The organism is Paenibacillus sp. Negev47 (genome assembly GCF_058313655.1).
The window spans coordinates 2,131,837-2,153,431 of record NZ_CM177754.1 but is presented as its reverse complement, the minus strand read 5'-3'; the positions used below and the strand labels follow the sequence as shown (position 1 = coordinate 2,153,431).

The window sequence follows — 21,595 nt, the reverse complement described above, 5'->3', positions numbered from 1 at the left end:
CGGAAAACTCACAGCTTGCCAATGATATCCGAGATATCATCAAGTTCATCCAACGTGAGGTCTGCATCGCTAAAGTCGCTGGGTGTATACTCCTCAGCTTCACGAGTCAGGCAGTGCACTATCAATTTCTCCAGATTCAAGCCATAGCTGGCTACTTGTTCCATAGCTTCTTTCTCATCCAACCTTGAAGGATCATAACGAAGGATCAGCTGGAATTTCCCTTCATCGACAACACAGTTCCACTCTTCGAAATGGGACATTCGGTTAAGTGGACTAATCAATTCGCCCATAGGCATGGATGACATGGTAAACGACTCGCCTTGTGTATCTCCTCCAAATTGCCCCAGATAATTAAAGACAATGCCGGGATCACACGGTGACTCCTCCAAATTCAACTCGGAGGTTAGATATTTCAAGATGGAATATCCGGTTCCCTTGCCAGGGATGCCACGAAGCATTTCTTTTGTATGACGCAGCGCTTCACCAAGTTCTTCATGAGCTGTACTAAGAAGCACAGGATAGATCGTGGTAAACCAGCCTACGGTCCTTGTGGTATCCACATGGTCCAGTATGCCTTCTCTCCCATGTCCTTCAAGATCGATAACAATGTCTTTTGCATACGTCATGGAGAGAGCCGTCAACAGGATATCCATGACTTCGGTATGATACGCACGATGAACTTCAGTCAATAGCTGGCGCGTTCTGTAAGGTTCCAGTTCCAAAGTCACTGTTTTGCTTGAGCAAACCAGGTTTATCGTGATGATCGCGAAGTTGTAGTGCTTTCTGATTTAGATTGTGCCAGTACGCTTGTTGATACTTCATCTCTTCAGATGTGGCTACGTTCTGAAGTTCACGACTCCAGAAGGCATAGGAATCCGTCTTCTCGGGCAACTTCACCGTCTTGTCCCCCAGGAGAATAGCCTGATACAAGCAGTGGAAATCTTCCAGCAGAATTCGCCACGATACACCGTCAATAATAAGGTGATGCATTGCAATAAGCAGATGGTCACCTTCAGGTGTCCTGATCACACCAAGCTGAATTAAGTCTTGTCCCAGGTTCACCCTGGATTGAATCGCTGTCGCAAGACGTTCAAGGTGGGCATGATCATAGTCAGCTTCCACTTCATGTATTTCCACAGGGAAATCCTTATCTTTGTTTATTGGGGAAATACTCTGTACCACATCATCCGCCCGGATATCGAATCGGATACGTAGCGCATCGTGGTGTTCACAAAGTTTATGGAACACCTCATTTACCGTGTTCGTATCCCATCCTTCTCGGTTGTATAGCATCATGGATTGATTCCAATGATTCATGTTGCTATATCCCTGTGCAAAGAACCATTGTTGAATTGGAGTGAGAGGGATGTCTCCTTCAATGTTCTCTTGTTGCTCTTTCCTCGTTTCCATAGGTTCCAAAAACTCGGCACACTCCGCGATTGTCGGATACAGCATCAAATGTTTGACCTGTAGTCTGAGCTGATGACGAGTGAGTCTTGAAGCAATCTGTATGGATTTGATGGAATCCCCTCCGAGGACAAAGTAGTTGTCGTCGATTCCCACATGTTCCACACCCAGTACTTCCGACCAGACTTGGGCCAATATTTGTTCTTCTTGAGTTACAGGTGGACGATAATCCCCTTTTATGCTGTTCAGATCCGGTGCAGGGAGAGCACCTCGATCCAACTTGCCGTTACGCGTTACCGGAAGCGTTGCAATCGGTACAAAATACGACGGTACCATGTATTCGGGCAAACTCTGCTGAACATACTTTCTGAGCTCTTGTTCTTGGAATCCTTCCGATGAAACGATATAAGCACACAGATAATGTCCTGTATTGTCCTGACGAGGAACAACGACCGCTTCCTGTACGTCAGAATGCTGTATCAGCCTTGACTCAATCTCTCCCGGTTCAATTCGGTGCCCACGAATTTTGACCTGATGATCGATCCGTGTAAGAAATTCAATACAGCCATCAGGCATCCATCGGACTCTGTCCCCTGTCCGGTACATTCGTTCACCAGGGCAGAATGGATCTTCCATGAACCTGTTCAGCGTCAGATCCGGATCTCCGACGTATCTCTCTGCTACACCCTCACCGGAAATATATAGTTCACCTGCTACACCGACAGGTAAAAGATGGCCTTGCGCATTGAGAATATAGGCTTTCGTATTATGAATGGGTCTTCCAATAGGAACCGAACCGTGACCTGCCAGATTACGTCCGACATTATATGTCGTTGCAAAAACAGTTGTTTCGGTCGGACCATACCCATTCGCGATCCGATCATCTCCCAGATATTGATGAGCTTGCATGACATGAGATTTGGAAAGTGCCTCTCCTCCGACGAATAATCGATGCACATGTTGCAGACAGGTTACATCATGATCGACCAGCGCATTAAACAGTACACTAGTTACAAAGGCAGATGTGATCCGCTGCCCCTTCATAATAGAGGAAAGCTTGTTGATATCCAGCATGTCCTCTCTGCTGATCAGTACAAGCGTTGCCCCGTTCAATAATGCACCGAAGATCTCATAAGTGGATCCGTCAAAGGCATAGTTGGAGAGCTGCAGCATACGATCCTGTTCATCGATATGGATAAATCCATTATTCATCGCTGTCTTAATGACATTTCGGTGTGTAGTGACCACACCTTTCGGCAATCCGGTCGATCCAGAAGTGTACATAATGTACGCTGGCATGGTCGCTTCATCCGCTAATGTCGTTGGATTCCCATCGTATTGAACAGATAATCTGTCCTTCTCTAATAGAATTCGACTTGACTCTTCCAGTGGAACCACGAACCCTTTGAACCCAGGGAGAGGTCTATCCGATGGAGCAACGAGCATACTTGCATTACAGTGTTCCAGCATGTAGATCATTCTCTCCTGTGGATAGGATGGGTCCAGCGGAACATATACGCCTCCTGCTCGCAAGATTCCCAAGATCGACACAATCATGTCAATCGAACGGTCTGCCAACAAGCCGACAGCATCTCCACGGCGTAAGCCGCTCTGTTCAAGATAACTCGCAAGCTGACAAACCTTCTGGTGAAGTTCCTGATAAGTTAGCGTCTCCCCATAAAAGTGCAACGCCGTATGATCGGGACGAAGCAACGCTTGGGTTTCAAACAGCTGGCTAATCGTACGATCACGCGGATACTCTGCGTAGGTGTCGTTGAACTGTCCCAGGATCTCCTGCTCTTCCGAGGGAGTGATCAGCTGGATCTCGTCCAGTAATATGTCTGGAGAGGTGGACATTTGACTTAACACATGCTCATAATGAAGCGCCATATTTTCCATCTGAGAATGTTCGTAAAGGTCTGTCGCATATTCTATGGTCAGTTTAAGAGATTCCTTATTCTCGTGAACTACCCAAGTCATATCGAATTTAGAAGTGTTACTCGTCCAATCCAGTGGTTCAATATGCAACTCTTGCAGTTCTACCGTCCGGGGTTTGGCATCCTGTAGAACAAACATGGTGTCAAATAACGGATTGCGCTCTGGATCTCTTGCGATTTGCAGCTTCTCAATAAGTTCATTCAGTGGGTACTCTCCATGTTCATAAGCCAGCAACGTGTCCCTGCGCACATGACCGATCCACTCGTGAATCCGGAGATCACCACGCAATTCTTGTCTCAGCGGCAACGTGTTAACGAACATGCCTGCAACGGAAGAGATATCCGTATGAGTCCTTCCCGCAAATGGAATGCCCACAACAATATCTTTTTCCCCCGTGTACTTGGACAGAAGAATGTTATACGCTGCCAACATCACCATGAAGAGTGTTGCATCTGTCTGTTGTGCTAACTGTTTCACTGCGCCACTCAGCTGAGGACTCAGTTCAAACGTATGGGAAGAACCTGTGAATTGTCGCCGGCTTGGACGACGACCCTCTGTGAGAATGTCCAATACGGTGATGTCTCTCTCGTACCGCTTAAGCCAGTAATCTTCACTCATCAGGTAGGCCGACTTGCTCTTCTGTTCACTCATCCACACTGTGTAATCCTTATATTGAACTGTCATCTCATCAAGAGGATGTCCCTGATAGAGTTGAATAAAATCCTGATACAGAAATCCGGTCGTCACTCCGTCCGAAACAATGTGATGCATGTCCAAGACCAACACATATTCTCTGTCTGAAAGTACACATAACCCTGCTCTCATAAGCGGTGCACATCCCAGATCGAAGGGCCGGACAAATGTGCCAATATACCGAGCCAACTGTTCATTCCTCTCAAGACCAGCAAGCGTTTCAGGTTCGGATCTAAGTTCCAGTTTCCAATGCATGTCCTTCAGGTCATGAATGTGCTGTCGCAGCTCACCATCAACCATTCTGAAGGAGGTTCTTAGTGATTCATGCCGATGAATAAGACCTTTCAGCGCAAGCTCCAGACGGATCACATCGGGTTTCCCGTTCATCCTCAGTACCATGGGCATATTGTAGCTTGTCCCGGTATCCTCGAACTGTTCCACCAGATATAATCTCTTCTGTGCCGACGACACCGGATAATCCTCTTGCTCTTTGACGCGCGGAATCCGAGTATGATTCTGCTTATCCCCTTGGTCAATCAAGGAGGCCATCTGTTGCAGCGTTGGAGCATTAAATAAATCAGGCATGCTTAATTTGATAGCCCATTTCTCCTGTACCTTCGCTATGAGAACCATTGCTTTCAGTGAATGCCCGCCCATTTCGAAGAAATGATCTTGCAAGCCCGCTTGTGCGAGGTCCAGAACTTCAGTCCATAATTGTGCCAGTTCCTTCTCCGTATGTGTTGAAGGAGCCACATAATTTGAAGACAGTCTGGCAAGGTCAGGTTTAGGCAGAGCTTTTCGGTCCAGCTTCCCGTTCTGTGTAAGCGGTAAGGATGAGAGCTCGATGAATACGGATGGAATCATATACTCAGGAAGTGTTTCTTTTAAGATTCTTCTCCAGTTCTCGGCTTGATGCTCGTTCTTCGTTTCATTTCGGGCAAGTACACTTGCAGGGTCAATTACAACATACGCCGCCAACATGGAATGCCCTTGGTCATCACGATGTGCGGTAACTACAGTTTCGTTGACCTCTTTCAGAGCAAGGATGTGATCCTCGATCTCTGCCAGCTCAATCCGATTTCCACGGATTTTCACTTGCTGATCCAATCTACCCAAATATTCAATGGTGCCATCCTTTAACCATCTTACGAGGTCTCCTGTACGATAGACCCTATCTTCCCCTTCCATGTGCCAGGCCAGAAATCTCTCTTCCGTCAGCTCCGGCTGTCCCAAATATCCGGCAGCCAGACCCTCGCCTCCGATGTACAACTCTCCAGGAACTCCAACAGGTTGAGGCTTGCCCCATGTATTCAATACATAAAGCCTTGTGTTATGAATGGCTCGGCCAATGGGAACACGCCCGGTTTCCCTTACTCTCTCATCAATGGAATACGTTGCTGCAAATACGGTTGTCTCCGTCGGGCCATAACCATTTACAATCCGATGTTCTCCCAGCACATCCAACGCTTTAATAACATGATTCACCGAGGCAGCTTCTCCGCCAATAAACAGTTTCCTCATACCACGCAGACTGTGTACGTCATAATCAACTACCGTATTGAACAGGGAGGTTGTCATGAAAAGACTCGTGATCCTCTCTTGTCTCAATGTGCGTGTAAGATACGACACATCATGAACATGTTGATTAGGCATAAGCACGAGCGTTGCTCCATTAAGAAGTGCTCCAAAGATTTCATAGGTGGCCCCGTCAAATGCATAATTGGACAACTGTAACATTCGATCCTCTCGCCCAATTTCAACAAATCCGTTATTGATACAGGTTTTCACTACATTGCGGTGACTCGTTACCACACCTTTGGGCATTCCGGTAGATCCCGAGGTGTACATGACATAGACCGGCTGCTCTGCTGAATAGGAGATTGGTGTCTGTATTGAACTACCCTCTGCATAAACTTGTGGTTCGAGCAGCGGGATGATTGTTCCCGTGTAGGAATCAAGGGTCTGATTCTGCTCCATGATGAGCCACTCAGCTCCACTATCCCGCAGAATGTAGATTAGTCGGTCTTCAGGGAATTTGGGATCGAGAGGGACATACGTTCCTCCTGCTTTTAATATCGCCAGGATGGCAATGATCATCTCCGGTTTACGATGTGTTAACAGTCCGACGTAGTCACCAGGCTTAATTCCTCGTCGCTTGAGTAATGCTGTCATCCGGTTTACGCGTTCGTTCAGTTGTCCATAAGTCACCCTCTCTGTACCGTACAGGAGTGCCTCGTGTTCAGGTTGCTCTGATACTATGGATTCAAATGCCTCCGTAACAGTCCAGTCTCTTGGATATTCAGCATCGGTTTTATTAAGCTCTCTAAAATATTTCTTTTCTTGCAGGGTAAGCAACTCCAGATCCCGCAGTTTCGTATCCATGTTATTCAATAGTTGTTCCAGCAAATAAACATAATGACGAGTCATTTGTTCGATGGTAACCCGGTCCCATAGGTCTGAACTGTATTCAACCTCAGCCACGAGTTCATCCCCATCTTCATGCCATACCCAGGACATATCGAATTTGGCCTGCTGTCCATGCCACTCCAACTTGCGAACAGATATATCCTGAAGTGTTTTGACGGGGAGCGTCATATCCTGCAGTACAAACAATGTGTCAAATAAAGGATTGCGGTTCGGCTGAAAAGAAAAATGAAGTTTGTCTAATAGATCGCTGAGAGAATACATGCCTCGCTCATGCACTTCCAGCATATATTTTTTGACATGCTGGATATATTCACCAACCGTCAGATCAGCAGCTGGATTAAGCTTCAAAGGCAGCGTGTTTACAAACATCCCCACAGTGGGCTCCACATCTACATGTTCTCGTCCGGCAATCGGTGCCCCTAGGGTGATGTCCTCATCACCCGTATATTTAGACAACATCAGACCATACACCGATAAAAGAAGAATAAATGGAGTAGCCCCGTAACCCGCAGCTGCTCTTTTCAATTCCTGTACCTTCTTACTTGGCAGGCCAAATGTATAGGATGCCCCCCGGTACGATCTGATGGCAGGACGTGCACGATCCATTGGAAGTTCAGCGGAACTTTCAAATTCCGAGTACTGTGCCAACCAGAACTGCTGCGTTTCCTCATACGTACGGCTTGCCTGCTGTTTCTGCTTCCACATCACATAATCCTTGTATTGAACACGGATCGGATCGAGCGTCCGTACCTGATAAAGATCAAACAGTTCATCATATATCAGGTGAGTAGACACCCCGTCAGACACAATGTGATGTGTATCCAGCGCCAGTACATACCGTTCCCTATCGAATTCAATTACACATGCCCTGATCAGCGGTGCTTCTGCCAAATCAAACGGCTTAACAAAAGTGGACATCACGCCAGATATTAGATCTGTTTCAGTTCCATCAGATTCCTGGATCGAGGATTCCAATGAATCCATAGTCCACCTTTCAAGCTTCCACTCCACTTCATCTATCGAATGAATGCGTTGAGTTAACTCGCTATTTTCCATATCGAATGATGTCCGCAGGGCTTCATGGCGTGCGATGATCCGTCTAAAACATGCTTCCAGACGAGCCGTGTCTAATGCGCCTGAGATTTCAAATAACATTGGCATGTTATAACTTGTTCCGCTGTACTCATATTGCTGGGCGTAATAGATCTGTTTCTGAACCGATGTAACAGGATATGATTGCATCACCGGAGCCGGCTCAATGGCTCTATACTGATTCCTAGCGGCCTTCTGAATCCATCCAGCCATGTCCCGAAGAATTGGGGCCTGGAATACATCCAGCAAGGTAAGTCTGACATCAAGTTCCTGGTGAATCTTACCTACTAGTAACATGGCTTTCAGAGAGTGTCCGCCCAATTCAAAGAAATGATCCTGTATTCCTATCTTCTTAATGCCTAGAACGCTTTCCCATATCTCAATCAAGCTCTGTTGGACCGGGTTCTCTGCTGGAATATATTGCTGACCTCGTACAATTGTCGGCTTCGGAAGTTTCTTCCGATCAATCTTTCCATTCGGAGTAAGCGGTATCTCATTCAAAATGGAAAAGACGGTTGGGACCATATACTCCGGTATTTGTTGTTTGAGTTCCTGCTTCCACATCGTTACCAGTTCTTGAAAGGGCTGCTTGGCTTCTCCATCCTGAAGTAAAGTGTACGCGCATAGATAGGAGTGACCCTGATCGTCACGATCCGCCATCACTATCGCTTCATGGATACCCGATAGCATACGCAGGCGTCCCTCCACTTCCCCTAGTTCGATCCGATTGCCACGAATCTTCACTTGATGGTCAATTCGATCAATGAATTCCAGATTTCCATCCGGCAGCCATTTAACCAGATCTCCAGTGCGATATAGACGTTCTCCCGGAATAAATGGGCTAGCTATAAATTTGTCACGGGTGAGCTCCGGTTGTCCCAAATATCCTTGGGCAAGTCCTTGTCCACCTATATACAACTCGCCAGGAATACCAACAGGCAATCGCTTGCCTTCATGGTTCAGCACATACACTTTTGTGTTATTCGTTGGCTGACCAATTGGAATGTATTCACCAGAAACGATGGAGTAAAATGTGGCAAATACCGTCGTTTCTGTCGGGCCGTATACATGTACAAGTCTATGCTTGCCAAGTAGATCAACGGCCTTTTTGACATGTGTCCCGGATACTTTCTCACCGCCAAAGAGAATTTTCCTAGTTCCGTTCAAGCATGCCGGATCCAGATCTACCAGTGTGTTAAATAGTGCCGTTGTCATGAAAGCGATCGTGATATGTTGTTCGCGAATGGCCTTGGCGAGAGCACCCCCATCCAGCACCTCTTCCCTTTTCAACAGAACAAGTTCAGCACCGTGTAACAGGGCACCATAGATGTCAAAGGTCGATCCGTCAAAAGCATAATTAGATATCTGTAGCAGGCGGTCCTCAGGGGTGATATCCACGTAACCATTATGAATTACCGTCTTGATCACATTGCGGTGTGTCGTAATTACCCCTTTTGGGGTGCCGGTTGAACCAGAGGTGTACATGACATATAAGGGATCTTCCGGTCCAGGAGACTCGGCATATGCGCTGTTATTCACATTATTTCGGATAAGAACCGGATTCTGATTGGATTCGTGTGCCCAGACATTTTCATTAAAAATCAGAGCTTCACCCTCATAGTTGGGGATCTGATCAGGATGGTCTACAATCAACCACCTTGCCCCGCTATCCATCAACATGAATGTCTTCCTGTCCCCTGGAAAGCTCGGATCAATAGGGACGTACGCCCCTCCGCTCTTGACAATGGCGAGCATTGCAACAATGACCTCAATGGAGCGGTCCATGATTAGCCCGACACGTTGCCCAGGCTGAACGCCCTGTGAAATAAGGTATCGTGCAAGACGATTCACGCGATCATTTAACTCCTGATACGTAACACGGTACCCGTCCATCACGACAGCCGGATTCGCGCTGCCGAGCTCAACCTGCTGCTCAACCTGCTGCTCAAACAGCTCAGCCACAGAAGCATCTAGAGGATAATCTGCATCGCTGTTATTCCATACATCTATCTGTGCAATATCAGATTCGGTTACAAGCTCCAGTTCCCCGATTTTCAGTTCTGGGAAAGCCACGATCTGCTGCAGCAAATGTACATAATGTTGTAACATCCGTTTTATGGTATGTGACTCCCACAGATCCGTTCGATATTCAACAGATAACGTCATATCATCTTCGGAATATGTACAGACCCATGTCATGTCAAATTTTGATGCATGATGATCCCACTCTGCATACTCGACCCCAAGTCCCGGTATATGCATCTGTGCTGTTGCCGAATCCTGTAGCATAAACATCGTGTCGAACAATGGATGTCGACTTGAATCAAACGGCAGTGACAAGCGATCTATCAGGTCTTCCAGTGGATATCGGCCGTATTGATAGGCTGCCAGCGTAATTTCTCTCATCTTCTCCAGATATACGCTTACCGACAGTTCTGCCTTGGGTTCACTCCGAAGTGCCAGCGTGTTGGCGAACATGCCTACCATTTGTTCATGCTGGAGGGTATCTCTGCATGTAAAAGGAGTGCCCACTATAACATCTTCTGCAGCTGAATATTTGGACAACAGAATCTGATAGGATGCCATCATAAGCATAAATAAGGTCTGTTGATTGGTCATTGCCGCATCTTTTAATTGACTCACGAGAGCAGGCTCTAACGTTAAGTTCACACGACTTCCCTCAAAACGGCGGATCGGCGAGCGCAGATGATCTGTTGGTATTTCAAGAACAGGGACTTCGATTTTGTACAAGGACAACCAGTACTCCTGACTTTTGTTGTATGCCTCTTGTTGAAGATATCTCTCCTGTTCCCAGACAGCATAATCCTTGTACTGCACACTCAGGTCCGAAAGATACTGCCCCTGATACAACCGAACCCAGTCGGATATCAGAATCTCTATTGATCGTCCATCCGAAATAATATGGTGCAGGTCAAGCAGTAGCACATGACACTCCTCGTTAATCCGAAGTAAACCTCTTCGGAACAAAGGAGCTTCTCCCAGATCAAATGGCTGGATGAATTGTTCAGCAAACGACTGGATAGCCGATTCCTCCGTATCTGCTAATGAAGCTTTTTCGAGGCGCAACGGTTCAAGAGATATCTGATCAGGTCCGTGAATACGTTGCCGCAGTTCACCATGGTGTAACTCGAATGAAGTTCTCAATGCCTCATGTCTCTGAATCAGCATCTGCATTGATTTCTCCAAGGCATTCACATCCAGCTTGCCATTTAACCGAAGCAGAAAAGGCATATTGTAGCTTACACCTGCATTTTCCATTTGCTGAACAATGTACATCCGTTGTTGGATGGAAGACGCCGGGTACGTGTCCCTGTAGGGTACGGGCACAAGTTCTTCTCCAGGGTGGTCTGTCGAGCGTGCTGCCATGATCCACATGGCCATCTCCCGAATCGTAGGCATGATGAATACATCCTGTAGTGAAACCTTTACGCCGGTTTCTTTCTGTACTCTGGCCACAAGCATCATAGCTTTAAGTGAATGCCCTCCAATTTCGAAGAAATGCTCCTCTACTCCGACGCTCTGTATATCCAGAATCTCTTCCCAGATACGTGCTAATTTCTCTTCAAACACATTAGCTGGAGCAACGAAATGGTTGGACTGTCTTCTCGTGGGCTTGGGAAGCGCCTTCCGGTCAAGCTTACCGTTCAGTGTCATGGGAAAGGCTTCCAGTGTAACGAACGTATTGGGAACCATATATTCAGGCAGGGTCTGCCTCAGCTCTTTTTTCCAGTCCAACACAGGAGTTTTGTTATCACTTGGGACGATATACGCGCATAAATAGGTATGTCCCTGCTCATCCTTCTCTGTCATGACCACAGCATCCTGAATCGATTCAATCCTGGATAGCCTGCTCTCAATTTCGCCAAGTTCAATCCGGTTTCCACGAATCTTCACTTGCTGATCCAATCTTCCCATGTATTCGAGGTTTCCATCCGGCAGCCAGCGAACGAGGTCGCCTGTTCTGTACATTCTTTCTCCAGCAGAACCGATTACAAAACGTTCTTCGGTTAATTCAGCCTGATGCAGGTAACCTTGCGCAAGTCCATCTCCGGAAATATACAACTCGCCAGGTACTCCAACAGGTTGAAGTTGTCCTTTTCGATTCATTACATGGGCCTGGGTATTGTGAACAGGTCTACCGATGGGAACTGTGTTATAATCCAGCAAACGTTGATTGACCAGATAAGTCGCTGCAAAAACGGTCGTTTCGGTCGGACCATATCCGTTAGCAATCCGGTCATTCCCCAGAACCTGCAGAGCCTTCTCCACATGCTTTTTGGATCCAGCCTCTCCGCCAAAGAAAAGCCTTCTCACATGTTTCAAACATTGAACATCCCACTCAACAACGGCATTGAACAGTACAGCAGTCATAAAAGCCGAAGTGATTCGTTCACGCTCCAGCGTATCAGCAAGCTCCGACACGTTGAGGACGGTTTCCTTGGGAATCAGCACCAGCGTAGCTCCGTTGAGTAAAGCACCGAATATTTCATATGTTGAACCATCAAATGCATAGTTGGAGAGTTGCAACATCCGGTCCGTTTCATGAATATCCATAAAACCGTTATTGATTACGGTCTTCACAATGTTACGGTGTGTCGTTTGTACGCCCTTCGGTTTACCTGTAGATCCCGATGTATACATGATATAGGCCACATCTTCAGCGGATCTGTAGCATTTCGTGAATATGTCCACAGCTTGCCGCTCGCAGTCACTCCGCAACTGTTCTTGCTTGATCAGATTGATCTGCTTACCTTCATAGCCGCTGATGAACAGATCTTTCTCAGCAATAAGTACAGCCACATCACTATCTGCAAGTATGGTACGAATTCGCTCAGTCGGGAACTCCGGATCCAGCGGAATATAGGTACATCCTGCTTTCAAAATGGCGAAAATGGCCGTTATCATTTCTATGGACCGCCTTGAAATAAGTCCAATATTCTGTCCAGGTTCAACACCAGATTCGAGCAACTGAATTGCAAACTGATCAACTCGCACACCGAATTCTCGGTATGATAACTGCTCCTCCCCCATGACAATTGCGGTTCGCTCAGATTGCTGTATGACCTGCTGCTCGAGCAATTCTACAACGGTTGCCTCATAAGGGTATTCGGCAGTTGTGTCATTGTAAGTTCCGAGTAACGTATGTTCTTCCTCCGTGATAATATCAGCTGTATCGATCTTCTGTTCAGGTTTGGCAATCAAGCAACCAAGAACCCTCAGATATACGTCAAGCAGCCGATCTGTGAATGCTGTTGGATAAGATGACACCATCTTGACGGACAACTCACCGAGAGTTACTGAAATACTAAAATCAAGGAGAGTGTTTGTTTTCTCATAGCTGTAAGACTTAAATTCAAACATTCCTTTTTCCACAGACTCATACACATGAAAATCAATATAATTAAAAGCGATATCAAATAGCGGATTTTCTCGGCTGCTTTGCTCCCCAATTGCATTTAGAATCTGAACAAGGGACAACCGGCCATACTTTTTGAGTGTGGCTTGTTTACGATACACATCTTGAGTAATGTCTCCCCAGTTCACCAGAGAGTCAAATTGTGTGCGCATAGGAACGGTATTTAGGAAACAGCCCAATATGCGTGCGCCATCCTCATGGACAGGACGTCCATTCTCGACAAGCCCAATCAGGATATCATCCTCATAGGACAGCATATATAATGAAGTGACGAATGCAGACAGACACAAGGATTTAACCGTAACACGCTGATTACGTGCCGCTTCTTTTAACTGGGTGTACAGTTCCGATGGAAGGAGAGTCACTGTTGAGTTGGCTACTGAATTGCCATTATGAATCTCGGACTGTTCCGGGAATGAGTATTTTCGATAATCCAGCAGTTCTTCACGCCAATACTCCATAATGGACGAATTTCTAGCTTGGGCCATCTGATCTATAACATAATCTTTGTAGCTCGTTTTTAACGGATCAGGCACTGACTTCCCCTCCTTTGAGAGCACCGTATAAATTCAGTAATTCCGACATAAAGACGGCAACGCTCCATCCATCCAGAATGGCATGATGAAAGATCCACCCCACATATGACTCCTCCTGAGAGGTGAAAATCACCAGACGCCACAGCGGAGCATGCTGGATATCAAATGGCCGCTTCCGGTCAAGCTCCATATAATTCCGAATTTCCTGTTCTATCGATTCGCTGTCCAGACTATCCAGTATGACCTCCTGAATATCAAAATGTATACGTTCACAAGTATATTGGACAGGTACGGGAAAATCGGAAATATTGAAACCAGTACGCAGAATGGGATGCCTGTTTATGAGTTCATTCATGACTGTTTGAAGATTCAGCGCCTGAATTCGATGCTCATGAATCTGATATATAAACTGATCGTGATATACACCCAGACCTTCATTTTTCATGTAATGGAACACCATTCCCTGCTGAATATCGCTCATGGGATACACGTCTTCCACATTGGAGGGTAACAAGGCTCGTAATGTCGGGTTCGCCAGCCACTCCGTACGCATCTGTAATAACTCCATCTCAATCTCGTTCCGGACGGGATCGGGTGCATGAAGGGAAGCACGATGTCCAGCCAGTTCTCGAATCGTTGGATAATCGTACATATCAGCAATTTGGATATGAAGTCCAAGCTCTCTGTTCATTCGGCTGATCAGTTCAATTACACGAATGGAGTCTCCGCCAAGCTCAAAGTAATCACACTCTACCCCCATATTGCGGTTATCCAACATCTCCTGCCAAATGTTCAGCATCTGCCACTCCAGTTCATGGCTTGGCATTACCAAATCGGTAACATCCATTGGAGTCACACTGTCGCTAGGAGCAGGAAGTGCTCTGATATCGACTTTGTTGCTCAGTGTCATTGGCAAGGCCTTCGTTTGAATATAATGAGCAGGCAGCATATACTGCGGCAGATGTTGAGACAGCCTTGTTCGTAAATCTTTGCTCTGCTGAAGTCGTTCAGAGACATAATATGCACAGAGAACGCTCTCTCCTGTATCCCCTTCCCTGACCGTTACGACTGCTTGCTGTATTCCATCTATCTCCAAAAGTCTGGATTCAATCTCACCAAGCTCGATTCGGAAACCTCGGATCTTCACTTGGTGATCGATCCTTCCCAAATATTCAAGTTCACCATTCATCTGCCAGCGGGCGAGATCTCCAGTTCGATATAACCGCTGCGAGGGTGCAAAGGGATGGGGAACGAACCGTTCGGCGGTCAGTTCTTCTCGGTTCAGGTATCCCCTGGCCAAGCCTTCACCGCCAACATAAATCTCCCCTTCCACACCGATTGGAACCAATTCCCGCTGTTCATCGAGAATATAAATTTGAAGCGTAGGAATGGGTTTCCCAATGTTGCTTGTTTTGCCTTGGATATCATCCCATCCCATTTCCTTATATGTCACATGTACCGTTGTTTCCGTAATTCCATACATATTAATTAGTTGAGCTTGAGGATATTTCTTCTTCCATTCCAGTAGTTGTATAGGTTGAAGAGCTTCTCCCCCGAAAATCACCTTTCGAACAGCCAACGGTGTATCCAAGTCTGACTGTACTTCCAGTTTAGCGATTCGGTAAAAGGCAGTCGGCGTTTGGTTCAGAATGGTGACCTGTTCCTTCTGTAGTAATGATAAGAATTGTGCTGGCTCTCTTGTCACATCCAGAGGAACTATAATCAACCTGGCACCATACAATAACGCCCCATACATCTCCCATACCGAAAAATCAAAACAGAATGAATGGAACAGTGTCCACACATCTTCTTTGGTGAAGTCAAACAAGTTTCGGTCATTAAAAAGCAATCTGACCACATTGGAATGTTCAATCATGACCCCTTTTGGTTTGCCCGTTGATCCTGATGTGTAGATGATGTAAGCCAAATCCGATGGTCGATTCACTTGTTTCGGATTTGTTGCGTAGTTGCCTTCTATCCCATCGTCATCCAGCAGGTCTGGAACGATTGCCTTAATCGACATCTCTTCAGGCAGATACTCCTGCTCTTCCGTAATACAGAATTGTGCTTTACTATCTTCAAGCATGTATTGAATACGTTCCTTCGGGTACTCGGGATCAATCGGCATATAAGCTCCACCTGCCTTAAGTACGGCAAGAATGCTGATAACCATTCCGGGTGAACGTGAAAACAAAATGCCTACAACCTGATTTGGTTTCACGCCTTGCTGTCGAAGATATAACGCCAATCGGTTGGCCTTATTATTTAATGATGCATACGTCATCTCCGTATGTTCATAACGCAAGGCAACCCGTTCACTGGATCGTTTCGCCTGTTCCTCAAACAAACTGATCAGTGTTGCTTCTCGCGGGTATGTGGTCTTCGTATCATTGAATTGCTCCAGAAGTATACGCCTCTCGGTATCAGGCAATGTATTCAGACTCGACAGCTTAATGCTCAACAACCCCTTCCAACATGGTGATATAGAATTGAAGAAGCCTTTCGATGGTTTCCATTCTGTACAAATCCGTGTTGTATTCCATACGCAGCCTAAGAATATCGGACTCTTCATATACATGTAGAATCAAGTCATACTTGGATGTACTTCCTGCTTCAATCATCAACTGGACAGATACGTCCTGAAGCTGATATTGGTGTGTAAATTCATTTTGCAGTGTGAACATGACTTGAAAACCCGGTGTTGATCCCGGTGCAGTATGATACGAAAGGTCAGGTAGCAGCATTTCTATAGGTACTTCCTGATGTTGATAGGCATCCAAGGACATTCCTTTAACCTGTTCCAACAGATCATCAAATGTCATATCTTCACTAAACTCGACGGGCAAAATAACGGTATTTGCTACAAATCCAATGAGATCCTCCACCTCAGCACGGGTCCTGTTGGACATGACGGTACCAATGGGAATATAGGGCTGTCTGCTAAAACGATGGATCAGGTAGCCATACACCGCGAATAAGAGCATAAAGAGCGTAATCCCTGACCGGTTTGCCTTCACTAATGTCCTGGAGGTCAATTGGGAGTCTACGATACGTTCGATCGTATTTCCCTTGTACGTTCTGGCCTCAGGATATGGAAAATCACATGGTACCTGTATGATGGGTAATGTTCGGTTTAGCTTATTGATCCAATACTCTTTTAGTTCCCACAGGGGAGAATCACTGCCCTGCTCCATGGAGGATTGCCACAGCACATAATCCGAGTAGGAGACAGAAAGTGGCGACAACATTCGATGCGAATCTCCCAACTCCGAGTTATATAATTGCACCAATTCGTTGGTGAAAATCTCCACTGACCAGCCATCAGATATAATGTGATGCATGGACACAACCAGAATATGCTTGTCCGGGCTGCAATCAATCAGGCACATACGAAGACATGCATCGTTCACAAGGTCAAACCGCAAGTTTGCTTCCCAATCAATCTCCCTCCTGATTCCAACATGCCTTTCATTTTCCTGAAGCTGGGTAAGATCTATCCGTCTAATTTCTATTTCAGATCCTAGCTCCGTAACATATTGATAAGGTTCCCCATCTTGAATACCATAGCGAACACGCAAAGCCTCATGCCGCATAATCAGTGCTTTTAAAGCACTCTGAAGCCTGTATATATGAAAAACACCGGTAAAGTGAATTGAAAAAGTATTGGTATAAAAGGCGCTCTCTGGAGCAATCATGTGCAGAACCCATTGACTTTTTTGTTTCAATGTAAGCGGAAGTTTCTCTGTTCGTTGCTGCTGTACCGGGATAGGAATATGATTCTTCAACGGTTCCGCATTCTGCAATTCCTGAAGAATTCCATTGATGGTTGCTTGTCTGAAAAAACGCTGTACCGGAATACGCACCTTATACTCGGAAGCAATCATCGCGAGCAGACGCGTCATGCGGAGGGAGTCACCACCAAGCTGAAAAAAATCATCATGGTGGGTCACTTGGGTTAATCCCAAGACCGATTGAAATGCCTTTTCAAGAAATGGATAGTGCTTAGAAGAAACCGATGCTCCTTCACCTATATGAGGTTGTCTGTACACTTCAATTCGGTCAAGAAGTACATTATGTTCCTTTACATATTCACGTACTTTGGTGTACACCAAAGCTTCATGGCAATGATGCTGCTCTGATGTGTAATGAATAATGCACAGCTTGTCCTGCTGGATCTGTGCTCCCCCGGAACCCTCTTCTTCCGCCTGTACCCAAGCAGCCTGTTCAACAGAAGTTGCTGCAACCTCTTCTTCCATCATTATCTGAGCCTGCTGACGTTCATGCAGCATACACTCTATTCGGTTGAGCGTTTCATCAAATTGGCCATCGAGTAGTAAATCTACAAGTTGTAGCCGCTGGATTTTACCTGTAGGTGTACGAGGGAATTCCCTTTTGCTCACCGGAACGATAAACCTCGGATTTACGCCAAATTGTCTCGATATGTTACCTCTCATCTCCTGAATGACGAACAGATTTAAGCCTTCATCGTCATTCTGGGGTGTATAAAATAACAACAGTTGATCATTGCCGGACTCTCCACCCGATATTCCTGCTGCTGCCACGTAGTCAGCATCAACACCGTATACTTGCTTCATTACTGCTTCAATCTCATAGTTGTATAGATTTTTGCCGTTCATGATCAGCACATCTTTTTCTCTGCCTGTTAATGTCAACACTCCATCCTTAACAAAACCGAGATCACCTGATTCGAACCACCCATCGCCTGTCAATACGTTGTTAGTCGCTTCCTTGTTCTTGAAGTATTCCGTTATGATTGAATCTCCCTTGAGTTGAACCCTCCCTACATGAGCTTCGGGAAGCGGAATATTGCAATCATTTACGATCCGCAAACTTATTCCGGGAATCACCTCTCCAATCTCGACAAAGGCTATTGTTTCGTCCGTAATGGGGGAGTCTGCAAAGATCAATTCGCTATCCAACGACCCCTTAACAATATGCTGAATTCCACCTGTCTCGGATTGATTAAACGTTCTGCTGAAGCAGAGACTGCCGGAAAATTCAGTCATGCCATAGGCAGGAACAATGCTATCAGCTCTAAGCCCAAACGGAACTAATTGATGAAGGAATTCTTTGCCTGTCCGAGCTGAAATCGGCTGACCTACATTCAATATGGTACGAATGGATGACAAATCCCATTGTCTGGCATGAACGGCTTCATGCCGCTGATTCATCTGTGCATAGGCAAAATTAGGAGCCCAGGTGAATGTGACTTGATGCTCCTCTATATCTTCCAGCCACGAAGTGGGAGAATTCAAAAAACGCTCAACGGAACTTAACACTTGCTCACTGCCCAACACAACGCCGAGGATATGATTGGTTAACAATCCACCAGCATGATAGAGAGGCATCCAATTCAAGGTGATCTCTTCAGAAGTCAGGCCCAGATGTTGTTTGATACCAATAATATTCGCAAGAATCTGGCGATTCTGATACCGGACACACTTCGGAGTACCTGTTGTTCCTGATGTAAAGAGGGTAAGGACAGGGGCATGGGGGTCACTACTGTGCCTTTCCTGGGAACGCTCATGCCGCAACAGCTCATTTACCGAAATTACCGCTTCTTCACTTGTGCCCTCCCCTTCGAAAGTACCAGCAGAATCTCCTACAATGAGCGGACAATTCAATAACTTCCACACCTGTTTCAACTTTGTGTGATCCATGTGATCGGATGGCAAGTGAAGAGCTGGCTTCAGCGGTGCTGGGTTCATACCGCCAAGTATACAAGCCCAGAGTGCAGCTACTAGGTGATCTATGCGTTCAATTTGCAAAATGACAGATTCCCCTGGCCGGACACCTTGTTGAATCAGTCCTTGAAGGATGCGTTCAGCATCCTGAGACAATTCCATATAATCTGATATTCGGACTTCCCCATTTTCTTTCTTATAATACAATTTCTTCTTTGGATGATTCCTGACGGTCAGATCAAAAGCCTCGGCAAGTGTCTTAGGATGTCCTGAACAATCAAGTGGTTCGCCTATCAGAATTGCTGGCTTCCCAGCCGAAAGAGTTGGTTGTGATTCCCACATCTTGGGTCTCTGACCATATTTGAAATGTTCCTGCGCCTTCAATATGCTGGAAGCAGTCGGTTGGGTCCAATGTTCATCACAGGCCCCCGAAGAGGCTATTGCCCCCATGGATATAGAAAGTTGTTGAACCGGGAGCTCATGTCTTATATAACGTTGGAGGCTAGTATGAAATGACATTCGAACGGTTTCTCCTTTCACTGCCCTGAGGTAATGGTGAGTTCATGTAACGAATGCTCCAGACTTTCCTGTGAAACTTCAACGGGGATCCACCCACGAACACTATTGATGAGCCATATATTTGTTGCCTCGGTTATGTCTCTGTATGTTAATACCTTTTCCTCAAGAACTCCGTCATACAGGAGTTGATTTCGTAATGTACCTGCTAATAATCCGCTATCTCTGGGTGGAGTATATTTTTTACCCTGTTGCTCAATGACAACATTTCCTGTTGTGAATTCAGTAAGCTCCCTATGCTCATTCCACAGCAGAACATCATAGCCATCTCCACACGCCATACGATGAACATCATACATGTCCCGATACGTGGTCTTGTGATATAAGAAGCGCTGACTGGAGAGAATTGATGATTTCGCGAGAGCTACCGTCTGTGTTTCTTTTGTTTCAATAAGAGGCGTGCTCTCAACCGAAATTTGTCCTACTGGAGATAACAACACTCTGACCTTATGAAGGCCGGTTGAATGTTCGTTGGCATAAGCAGTCAGTTGGTTATGAATATCCTCTCTAATCGCCTCAAAGTTAAAATAGGATGCAGACTCCATCATCCGGTCAAGGTGCCTTTCCAAGAGGGAATAATGTCCGTTCTCCAATCGAAGCGATTCCAATAATTCAAAATATGGCTTTTGTTCCGTTAGCATCAACGCTTTTGTTTTGGCCTCTGCATATTCATCTGAAGCTGTCGAATCCCAGGTGATGCCTCCGCCCACACCATATTCAGCCTGATTCCGCTGATGATCAATCCACACGGTCCGAATCGCTACATTAAAAACGGATGAACCATCCGGACTCAACATGCCAATCGATCCGCAATAGATCTCCCTTGGTGTATCTTCAAGTTCATTAATTAAGTCCATTGTGCTGATCTTCGGTGCCCCAGTGATGGAACCGCAGGGAAAGAGTGCTGAGAACATGTCTTCCAACTGTATGTGCGACCTGGTATTTGCTGTAACGGTAGAGGTCATTTGAAACAAAGTATAATATTTCTCAATATCAAAAAGTCTCGGGACATGCACACTTCCCGTCTCGGCAATAACACTAAGATCATTCCGGAGTAAATCCGTAATCATCACATTTTCAGCCCGATTTTTGGGGGATTGATACAACCAGTCAGCCAATTCGTCGTCCTGTTCCTGGTAGAACCCCCGTTTCACTGTTCCTTTCATCGGACGAGTCTCCAGTTGATTTCCATTCTTTTTGAAAAATAATTCAGGTGAAGCACTCAAGATACTGATATCACCGAGCTGCAGCATGGCTGAGTAATCCGCCTGTTGTGCATCACATAGCTTTGTATAAAAAGCGTATGGGTCACCCTTATATTCCGACCGAAGACGCATCGTATAATTGACCTGATAGGTGTCTCCCCGCGCGATGGCCTCGTGAATTTTATGTATATTCTGATGATAGGTCTTCTCTGTAACCGTTGGTTCCCATTCTGAGATCCGATATTCATCAGATGAAGATGCATAACCTGTATCATACCCTCCAAAAATACCAAACCATATGAGCGGTAAAACTACATCTGAATGAACTCGAAAAGCGGGATCGAAAGCTGGCGCAGCCTCGTAAGACACATAACCTACGGCATAATACCCCTGATCAACAGCGTCCTGAATTTGCCGCAACGCTGGTTTTACCTCTTCAATGGATGTCGCTTTAATGACTTCAACAGGATTTCTGAAGATTTTACGCTGTTTACAACGATCCTCGCCTACAAAATCAAATAAGATATACGGATTGGCATCGGGTTGATTCATTCAAGAATACCTCCTTGAGAAGTTGGT

At 45.9% G+C, this 21,595-nt stretch carries 5 protein-coding genes; all 5 read right to left on the bottom strand.

What is annotated here, in order from left to right; translation table 11 throughout:
• Nucleotides 1–8: 8 nt before the first annotated feature.
• From AC4G47_RS09910 to pabB, 5 genes are read right to left on the bottom strand one after another with little or no spacing between them, the layout of a single operon-like run.
• Nucleotides 9–689 carry a condensation domain-containing protein gene (locus AC4G47_RS09910; protein ID WP_491105881.1) on the bottom strand — a complete coding sequence of 227 codons (681 nt, stop codon included), beginning with the start codon at nt 687–689 and terminating at the stop codon, nt 9–11.
• Nucleotides 682–13,530 carry an amino acid adenylation domain-containing protein gene (locus AC4G47_RS09905; RefSeq protein WP_491105880.1) on the bottom strand — a complete coding sequence of 4,283 codons (12,849 nt, stop codon included), beginning with the start codon at nt 13,528–13,530 and terminating at the stop codon, nt 682–684. Before AC4G47_RS09905 ends, AC4G47_RS09910 begins: the two co-directional genes overlap by 8 nt.
• Entirely contained in the window at nt 13,523–15,991 is a 2,469-nt protein-coding gene (locus AC4G47_RS09900) for a non-ribosomal peptide synthetase (protein WP_491105879.1), read from the bottom strand. The genes AC4G47_RS09905 and AC4G47_RS09900 overlap by 8 nt, the downstream gene beginning before the upstream one ends.
• Nucleotides 15,981–19,754 (bottom strand): condensation domain-containing protein, encoded by a 3,774-nt coding sequence (locus tag AC4G47_RS09895; RefSeq protein ID WP_491105878.1) that lies wholly within the window; start codon nt 19,752–19,754, stop codon nt 15,981–15,983. Before AC4G47_RS09895 ends, AC4G47_RS09900 begins: the two co-directional genes overlap by 11 nt.
• 17 nt (nt 19,755–19,771) lie before the next feature.
• Nucleotides 19,772–21,568, bottom strand: a complete 1,797-nt coding sequence (pabB, locus tag AC4G47_RS09890; protein WP_491105877.1) for an aminodeoxychorismate synthase component I — start codon at nt 21,566–21,568, stop codon at nt 19,772–19,774.
• Nucleotides 21,569–21,595: the final 27 nt, after the last annotated feature.